At 46.6% G+C, this 3,798-nt stretch carries 4 protein-coding genes and 1 pseudogene; all 5 read left to right on the top strand.

Annotation, left to right across the window (positions count from 1 at the left end):
* Nucleotides 1-399, top strand: a pseudogene (locus tag B7Y67_RS12625) (ribonuclease E/G); the annotation flags it as partial.
* Between the two features lie 82 nt (nucleotides 400-481).
* Nucleotides 482-1,594, top strand: a complete 1,113-nt coding sequence (gene moaA, locus B7Y67_RS12620; protein WP_293598950.1) for a GTP 3',8-cyclase MoaA — start codon at nucleotides 482-484, stop codon at nucleotides 1,592-1,594.
* Nucleotides 1,594-2,208 (top strand): molybdenum cofactor guanylyltransferase MobA, encoded by a 615-nt coding sequence (gene mobA / locus B7Y67_RS12615; RefSeq protein ID WP_293598949.1) that lies wholly within the window; start codon nucleotides 1,594-1,596, stop codon nucleotides 2,206-2,208. Before moaA ends, mobA begins: the two co-directional genes overlap by 1 nt.
* Nucleotides 2,196-3,527 (top strand): gephyrin-like molybdotransferase Glp, encoded by a 1,332-nt coding sequence (gene glp / locus B7Y67_RS12610; RefSeq protein ID WP_293598948.1) that lies wholly within the window; start codon nucleotides 2,196-2,198, stop codon nucleotides 3,525-3,527. Before mobA ends, glp begins: the two co-directional genes overlap by 13 nt.
* A gap of 11 nt (nucleotides 3,528-3,538) precedes the next feature.
* Nucleotides 3,539-3,798: hypothetical protein (locus tag B7Y67_RS12605; RefSeq protein ID WP_293598947.1), on the top strand; the 260-nt coding region annotated here is incomplete at its 3' end.

Genomic DNA, 3,798 nt, shown 5'->3' with positions numbered 1-3,798 from the left:
AATGATGTGAAAGAGCGTGCACCTCGCGCACCCAGAGAGCCAAGAGAGCAACGTGCACCGCGTCAAAGCAATCGCCCTGATAACGCTGCAACAGCCCCTACCGCACAGGCAGTGGTCACATCAGTAACAGCAGCTGCAATTGAAGTCATTGCTAAGCCAGCACCTGAGCTTCCTAAGGTTGCCTTCCAAGCACTCGAAGAGACTCCATTGCATAGCGTGGTTCAGTCTGCTGGTATGGTCTGGGTGGCCACAGACTCTAGTAAGCATCAAGAAGCGCAATCGCAAATCAAAGCTGAGCCAGAAGTTTTGCCTATGGGTAGAACTCCAAAGGCTCCTGTTAACTTGCAAACTGGTCCAATGGTTTTAGTTGAAACCGGCGGCCAAGAAAAAACGGTTTAATCCAATTTCTCCAGACTGCTATTTATCCCACAAGGATATTTGGCAGTTTGGCAGAAACACCGTTTCACAGCCATAATGAGACATGGTTGAAAAAGTCATTCCCATACGTGTAGATGAAGGCAAAGGCCTTACGCCGTCCATTCCTGGGCAGCTTGTTGCCGCTAACACCTCAAGCAAAGATACTCGTGGGCGCCCTCTTCGTGATTTACGAATCTCCGTAACCGATCGATGTAATTTCCGCTGCACCTATTGCATGCCTAAGGAAATCTTCGATAAAGACTATCCCTATCTCTCTCATAGTGATTTACTGAGCTTTGAAGAGATTACTCGCCTTACAACGATCTTTGCTTCTCTGGGTGTAGAAAAAATTCGCCTCACTGGTGGCGAGCCTTTGCTGCGTAAAAATCTTGAAGTACTTGTTGAAATGCTCGCCAAGATTCGTACTACGACAAATCAAGCACTTGATCTAACACTCACTACCAATGGCAGCATATTACGCAAGAAGGCTGCCGCATTGAAAGCAGCAGGCTTGCAGCGTCTGACGATTAGCCTTGATGGATTGAACGACGACATCTTCAAAAAAATGAATGATGTCGACTTCCCAGTTACGGATGTACTTGATGGAATTGCTGCAGCTCAAGAAGCAGGCTTCACTAATCTCAAAGTCAATATGGTTGTGAAGAAGGGTACAAACGATCAAGAGATTATTAGCATGGCCAAGCACTTCAAAGGCAGCGGCATAACACTACGCTTTATTGAATTTATGGACGTAGGTAGCTCTAACGGCTGGGATATGTCACAAGTACTTCCCTCGCAAGAAGTTGCCAATCGTATCAACGCAATCTTTCCGATTGAACCTATTGAGGCTAATTATCCTGGTGAAGTAGCTCAGCGCTGGCGTTATCTTGATGGCTCTGGTGAGATTGGCTTTATTTCCAGTGTCACACAAACTTTCTGCCATGAATGCACGCGAGCTCGCATTTCTACTGATGGTCAACTCTATCTTTGCTTATTTGCAAATGAAGGTTTTGATTTCAAAACGCTCTTGCGTTCTGGTAGAAGCGATTTAGAAATTGCCAACGCCATCATGTCTACATGGTCCGGACGCAATGATCACTATTCAGAAATTCGGGGATCCAATACCGCTGAATTGAAATCTGCTCGCAAGGTAGAAATGTCTTACATCGGCGGCTAATGATTACCTCTGAACACATTACTGGACTCATTTTGGCGGGAGGTCGCGCCCAAAGAATGGGTGGCATCGATAAAGGTTTAATTCCCTTTCATGGCAAGCCTCTAATTGAATCTGCCATTAGTCGACTCAAGCCTCAAGTTAGCACCATTCTGATTAATGCCAACCGCAGCATTACCAAGTATGCACACTATGGTTACCCGGTATTCATGGATGAAACCCCCGACTTCTCCGGCCCCTTAGCTGGTTTTTCAGTGGGTCTCAAGCACTGCAAAACACCTTATCTGCTTACATCACCCTGCGACTCCCCTTTATTGCCGGACGATCTTGCCCAAAAAATGGCAGCTGAACTCGAGGGCAATAATTTAGAACTAGTCTTTGCTTCCACAACGGAGGACGATGGCAAGATTTGGTCTCAGCCTGTCTTCTGCTTAATGAAAAGCAGTTTGAAAGACTCTTTAGATTCCTTTTTAAGTAAAGGCGATTTAAAAATTGATCGCTGGTTTAAAGAGTTGCAATCTGGCACGGTAGTTTTTGAAAATCCACAAGCGTTTGCCAATGTGAACACACCAGAAGAGTTAGCAGTTTTAGAAAAAATATCTTCATGTCAAACTTAAAGCACATACCTCCAAGTGATCCGATTTATATCAGTGGCTCACTACATGTAGACCAAGCTCGCATAGCGATCTCCGATCTAGTAAAAGACTTAATCGCAGAATCGCATGAAGGCGCCGAGTCTGGCGCTATTGAATGCATTACATTAGATCAAGCAATCAATCGCATCCTGGCGAAAGATTTACTTTCACCGATTGATGTTCCAGTTGCAGATAACTCAGCAATGGATGGCTTTGCATTTCATGGGGATTGCTTAGGTCAAAGTGAAGATCTTATTAGCCTCAAAGTGATCGGCACTGCCTTTGCTGGCAAGCCCTATGAGGGCAGTATTGCTCCAGGTGAATGCATCAAGATCATGACAGGCGCCTTAATGCCAGGCGACTGCGATACCGTGATTCCCCAGGAGTTTACAGAACCCCAAAGTTCTGGTGATGACTCGATCATGTCATTCAAAGCCAATCGAGTGAAGCGTGGTGAAAACCGACGCTTACGTGGAGAAGACTTACAACAAGGCAAGCCAGCAATTACTGCAGGGCGTTTATTGCGCCCCTCTGATCTCGGTCTTGCTGCCTCCCTTGGCATCTCCGAACTTGCAGTTCATAGAAAGTTAAGGGTAGCCATACTCTCTTCAGGTGATGAATTATGCCCATTGGGACAAACATTAGAAGCTGGCAATATTTACGATAGCAATCGCTATAGCTTGATCGGACTACTCAAGCGTCTTGATCTAGAAATCATTGATTGCGGAATTGTGCGCGATGATCCTGCTTCACTAAAAGCCGCCTTCATAGATGCCGCCTCAAAAGCAGATGTCCTCATCTCTTCTGGCGGGGTCTCAGCTGGGGAAGCAGATTTCACCAAGCAAATCATGCAAGAACTCGGTGATGTAGGTTTTTGGAAAATCGCTATGCGTCCAGGCCGCCCTATGGCTTTTGGGATGCTGAGGCCAATGGATGGATCTAGCCGTAAAACCCTCTTCTTTGGCCTACCTGGAAATCCAGTAGCAGTGATGGTGACTTTCTATCAATTTGTCCGTTCCGCTTTATTGCAACTCAATGGCGCAAGCCAGACTGAGCCACCAATCATGCAGGCGATTGCCGAAGCGCCCATTCGCAAGCGCCCGGGCCGAACAGAGTTTCAACGCGCCATTGTGGTGCGTGGCCCAGACGGAAAGCCTACAGTCACATTAACTGGTAGCCAAGGTGCCGGAATTTTGCGATCCATGAGTGAGGCAAATTGCTTTGTGATTCTGTCTCACGAGCAGGGAAATGTGGCTGCCGGTGACTGGGTAGATGTGGCGCTTTTCGATGGACTGCTTTAAGATTGCACCTCATGAAACTCACCAAAAAAGAAATTGTCTTCCTAGACCCAATGCATACCGCCAAAACTCTGGTTTTGGTTTACCTCTGCTTCTCTGTTCCAATTGTGCTGTTAGCCTTATTTGTGGCATTCATTCGTGATGGTGCGATACCTGGATTTACAGTGCTATCAGCACTGATACTCAATGCCTTACTTGGCTTTGCCCTGCTGTGGATTGCCTGCAAGGTCTACAACTGGGTAGCAGGAAAATTTGGCGGGATCGAACTAGCTCT

This window comes from Polynucleobacter sp. 35-46-11 (genome assembly GCF_002281105.1).
Note: the sequence above shows the minus strand (reverse complement) of the source record. Positions and strands in the feature narration are given on the sequence as shown.